The sequence below is a fragment of the Streptomyces sp. NBC_00597 genome (genome assembly GCF_041431095.1).
GTDB lineage: Bacteria > Actinomycetota > Actinomycetes > Streptomycetales > Streptomycetaceae > Streptomyces.
On sequence record NZ_CP107759.1, the window covers coordinates 1 to 4,219 of the forward strand.

Annotated in this window: 4 protein-coding genes; 3 read left to right on the forward strand and 1 reads right to left on the reverse strand. The window is 73.7% G+C overall.

Going from position 1 to position 4,219, the window contains the following annotated elements; translation table 11 throughout:
• The first annotated feature begins 189 nt into the window (after positions 1-189).
• The 3 genes from OG974_RS32720 to OG974_RS32730 all read left to right on the forward strand — a co-directional run bounded on the left by OG974_RS32720 (position 190) and on the right by OG974_RS32730 (position 3,240).
• On the forward strand, positions 190-810 hold the full coding sequence (locus OG974_RS32720; protein WP_327279371.1) for a dihydrofolate reductase family protein: 621 nt from the start codon (positions 190-192) through the stop codon (positions 808-810).
• A 225-nt stretch (positions 811-1,035) separates the two neighbouring features.
• Complete coding sequence (locus OG974_RS32725) at positions 1,036-1,953, forward strand: DMT family transporter (RefSeq protein ID WP_371647379.1); 918 nt, start codon at positions 1,036-1,038, stop codon at positions 1,951-1,953.
• A 93-nt stretch (positions 1,954-2,046) separates the two neighbouring features.
• Entirely contained in the window at positions 2,047-3,240 is a 1,194-nt protein-coding gene (locus OG974_RS32730) for a cytochrome P450 (protein WP_371647381.1), read from the forward strand.
• Positions 3,241-3,315: 75 nt separating this feature from the next.
• Here the strand turns inward: OG974_RS32730 and OG974_RS32735 are convergent.
• Positions 3,316-4,219, reverse strand: a 904-nt coding sequence (locus OG974_RS32735) for a Gfo/Idh/MocA family oxidoreductase (RefSeq protein ID WP_371647383.1), incomplete at its 5' end; no start/stop codon positions are given.

Below are 4,219 nucleotides of genomic sequence, written 5' to 3' on the forward strand. Positions count from 1 at the left end.
CCGCTGCTGTTCATCGTCTTCTCCCTGCTCTCGTCCGATATTTCGTTGCGGGTTCAATGAAACGGGCGGGGAGGGGCGGGCGCTGGCGGGAATCGGACCTCGCGTTCGTGCGCGCCGCCCCGATGAGGTCCGGGGCGCCCGGGAGTCTGAACACGTGCAGCACGAACCGGACGCAAGGAGCGCAGAGCGATGGGCAAGCTGACCCTCACCACCTTCGTGACCCTCGACGGCGTCATGCAGGCCCCCGGCGGGCCGGACGAGGACCCCGGCGGCGGGTTCGAGTACGGCGGCTGGCTGGTGCCGTTCGACGACGAGGGCATGGAGGCGTTCATGACCGAGGTGTTCGACCGGGCCGGGGCCTTCCTGCTCGGGCGCCGCACGTACGAGATCTTCGCCGGCTACTGGCCGAAGGTGACCGACCCGACGAACCCGATCGCGAGCCGGCTCAACGGGCTGCCGAAGTACGTCGCCTCGACCACGCTCAAGGAACCGGCCTGGGACGGGACCACGGTCATCGACGGCGAACACCTCCAGGGCGAGATCATGCAGGTCAAGGACGCGCTGGAGGGGAGCCGGGAACTCCAGGTGCACGGCAGTGGAGCGCTGGCCCAGTGGTTGCTGGTGCGGGACCTCGTGGACGAGCTGAACCTGCTGGTGTTCCCCGTCTTCCTGGGCGCCGGGCGCCGGCTGTTCCCCACGGGCGGGCTGCCGACGGCCTACGAGCTGGCCGCCTCGCGCACGACGCCGAACGGCACGGCCATCCTCACCTACCGCCCCACGGGCCGGGCCACCTTCGGCACCTTCGCCTGAGCCGCGGCCGTCCGTCGGGCCCCGGGAGGGCGGCCCCGGCGGACGGTGGCGCCGGGTGACGCCGGGTGGCGCCGGGTGCGGGACGCCGGGCCACTGCGACGCCGGACGACTGCGGCGCCGGGCGGGGTGAAACCGCTCGACCGCCATGATCGGCTCCGGTACGGTGAGCCGCGCCCGTGGGAGCCGCCGAAGTCTCCACCGCTTCACGCCGTTGGAGAGTCCCTGGTGAGCTCGTCCGCCCTCCTCGCACGCACCGCCGCGCCCCGCCGGGCCTGGCTCGCGGATCTGCCCGTCCTGGCCGTCGCCGTCGTCTGGGGCGGCAGCTACCTCGCCGCCAAGGGCATCACGACCGCCCACACCGTGATCGCCGTGCTCGTCCTGCGCTTCGCGCTCGTGTTGCCCGTCCTGGTCGTCGCCGGACGGCAGCGGTTGCGGGCGCTCACCGCCCGGCAGCTGCGCGGTGCGGGCCTGCTCGGCCTCGTACTCGGGGGGATCTTCCTGCTGGAGACCTACGGGGTCGTCCACACCTCCGCCACCAACGCCGGGCTGATCATCAGCCTGACCATGATCTTCACCCCGCTCGCCGAGGCCGCCGTACGGCGCGAGGCCCCCTCGGGCGCCTTCCTCGTAGCGGCCGCGGCTTCCGTCGCCGGTGTCGTCCTGCTCACCCAGGGCGCCGGGATCACCGTCCCCGGCACCGGCGACCTGCTCATCCTCGGTGCGGCCCTCGCCCGGACCCTGCACGTCCTGCTGATGGCCCGGAGCAAGGCCGTCCAGGGAGCCGATCCGCTGTCGCTGACGACCGTTCAGCTCGGCGGCGCCGTCCTCGTCTTCGCCGCACTGGCCGCCCTGCCCGGCACCGGTGACAGCCCCTGGGCGGCGGCCGCCGCCTTCGGGCCCGCCGAGTGGGCGGGACTCGCCTTCCTCTCCGTCTTCTGCACGCTCTTCGCCTTCTTCGTGCAGATGTGGGCCGTACGCCGCTCCTCGCCCTCGCGCGTCAGCCTGCTGCTGGGCACCGAGCCGCTGTGGGCGGCGGCCGCCGGCACCGTCATCGGCGGCGAACACCTGGGCGCGGCCGGCCTCGCGGGGGCCGCACTCGTCCTCGGCGGCACCGCTTGGGGCCGCCGCGCCGTGACCGGATGACCGGGGTGGGTGTCCGACAGGTGTCCGGGAGACGCTGACGAGTGACCGAAAATCGCCGGGTCCCGTACTGAGCGGTCACATTAGTGTGACCGCATGCCACAACCGGACATCAGCGCGAACGACGCGGACTTCGACACGGACCCCTACGCGTACTACGCCCGGCTGCGTGCGACGGGCCCGGTGCACCAGGTCGAGGTCGCGGCAGCCGAGTACGCACCCGCCTTCCTGGTCGTCGGCTACGACGAGGCCCGCCAGGCCCTCAGCCACCCCGGTCTGGCGAAGGACTGGAGCAGCGGCGCGGTCCTGCCGGGCATCACGGTCACCGAAGCCAACAGCAACATGCTGGAGGCCGACCCGCCGCACCACACCCGGCTCCGCCGCCTGGTCGCCCGCGAGTTCACCACCCGCCGCGTGCAGGCCATGCGTCCCCGCGTCCAGCAGATCACCGACGAACTGCTCGACGCGATGGCCGCCCGCCCGCAGCGCACCGCCGACCTGGTCAAGGCCCTCGCGTTCCCGCTCCCGATGACCGTCATCGGCGAACTGCTCGGCGTCCCCGACCTGGACCGCGAGCGCTTCAGCTACTGGTCCAAGGAGGTCCTCGCCCCCACCTCCGTCGCCCCGAGCACCACGGCGCACCAGAAGCTCGGCGAGTACCTCACCGAACTCGTCGCGGCCAAGGCGAAGGACCCGGGGGAGGACCTGCTCAGCGCCCTCATCCGGACCCGGGACGAGGACGGCGACGCGTTGTCCCCCGAAGAACTCATCGGCATGGCCTTCCTGCTGCTGATCGCCGGCCACGAGACCACCGTCAACCTCATCTCCAACGGCACGCGCGCCCTGCTGGCCCACCCGGACCAACTGGCCGCCCTGCGCGCCGACCACGACGGACTGCTCGACGGCGCGATCGAGGAGATGCTGCGCTACGACGGGCCGGTGCAGAACTCCACCTACCGCTACGCCCGCGAGGACATGGAGATCGGCGGCACCGCCATCCCGGCCGGCGCCACCGTCCTCGTGTCGCTGGCCGGCGCCGACCGCGACCCCGAACGCTACGGGGACCCCGACACCTTCGACATCCGGCGCGCCCCGCAGGGCCACCTCGCCTTCGGGCACGGGCTGCACTTCTGCATCGGCGCCCCGCTCGCCCGGATGGAGGGCCGCATCGCGATCCGCGGCCTGCTGGAGCGCTTCCCGGACCTGGCCGAGGACCCGGCCGCCGGGCCGCCGGACCACATCGGGGGCAGTCTGATCCGGGGCGTGACCCGGCTGCCGGTGCGCTGGTAGCCGCCGCCCGTGCCCGACTCCGTACCGCCCCCGGCGTCGCCCCCGCCGCCCCCGCTCCCGGCGTCGCGGGAGGCCTCACAGGTCCGGCAGCTCCGCCATGCGGACCGGGCGCTGCTCGCGCCGCGACACCTCGCACGCCTCCGCGATCCGCAGCGCGGCCAGTGCCTCCCGGCCGTCGCACGGGTTGGGGCCCTCGCCGCGCACCAGCCGGACGAAGGCCGCCAGCTCCGCCTCGTACGCGGGACCGAACCGCTCCAGGAACCCCGCCCACGGCTTGCTCGCCGGGGGCGGGCCGTGCGGTTCGGTCGAGGCGATCGGCGTCCGGTCGTCCAGCCCGGAGGAGACCTGGTCGAGCTCCCCGGCCAGCTCCATCCGCACGTCGTACCCGGCGCCGTTGCACCGGGTGCCCGTACAGGTGGCCAGGGTCCCGTCGTCCAGGGTGAGGACGGCGACGGCGGTGTCCACGTCGCCGACCTGCCGGAACACCGCCGGACCCGCGTCGGAGCCGGTCGCGTACACCTGCGTCACCTCGTGCCCGGTCACCCAGCGGACCATGTCGAAGTCGTGCACCAGGCAGTCCCGGTACAGGCCCCCGGAGGTCGCCAGGTACGCGGCGGTCGGCGGCGCCGGATCGGCGGTCATCGTCCGTACGGTGTGCAGCCGGCCCAGGGCTCCGGCGCGCACCAGTTCCCGGGCGGTGCGGCAGCCCGCGTCGAAGCGGCGCATGAAGCCCAGCTGGAGCACTCCGTCCGCGGCGGTCACCTCGCGCAGTACGGCCAGCGTCCGGGCGAGGTCGGTGGCCAGCGGTTTCTCGCAGAACACCGGCAGCCCGCCGCGTACCGCCCGCAGGACCAGCCCCGCGTGCCCGTCGGTGGCGCAGGCCACGACGACGGCGTCCACGCCCCACGTGAAGACCTGCTCCACGGACGGTGCGGCGGTCGCCCCCAGTCGGTCGGCGACCCGCGCCGCCCGCGCGGGA